The organism is Flectobacillus sp. BAB-3569 (assembly GCF_002270355.1).
GTDB classification, from domain to species: Bacteria; Bacteroidota; Bacteroidia; order Cytophagales; family Spirosomataceae; genus Flectobacillus; species Flectobacillus roseus.
The window spans coordinates 1-457 of record NZ_NJFZ01000169.1 but is presented as its reverse complement, the minus strand read 5'-3'; the positions used below and the strand labels follow the sequence as shown (position 1 = coordinate 457).

Annotated in this window: 1 protein-coding gene; it reads right to left on the bottom strand. The window is 38.0% G+C overall.

Annotation, left to right across the window (positions count from 1 at the left end; all coding sequences use genetic code 11):
* Positions 1–457: efflux RND transporter periplasmic adaptor subunit (locus BWI92_RS26860; protein ID WP_141234968.1), on the bottom strand; the 457-nt coding region annotated here is incomplete at both ends.

Genomic DNA, 457 nt, shown 5'->3' with positions numbered 1-457 from the left:
TGATCTTTTCATTCTAAGAAATTCTACTTCACTTATTGAGAAATAAACATATACTGTTTTTATGTCTGATAGTGTTGTCAGTGGTATTGCATCTGTTGGTCCCACCAAGCTACCAAGCCTGCTTGGAATACGTCCAATGTACCCACTTACCGGTGCTTTAATACTAGTGAAGTTATAGTTTATTCTCGATGAACTCAGAGCAGCCTTTGCTTGCTCGACCTGTGCCGTTGCTGATTCATACGCAACTTGGGCAGACTTTAATTGGATTTCAGATACAACTTTACCTGCTACTAGTGGAGCAATTTTATCGATTTCTAATCTAGCTACTGCCTGATTTGCTAAAGCGACTTTTAATGCTGCATTGCTTCCATTGACTTGTTCAGAATATATCTCTGGTTTGATTGTAAAAAGAAGCTGCCCYTTKTGTACATAGTCTCCTTCTTTTACAAATACTTTT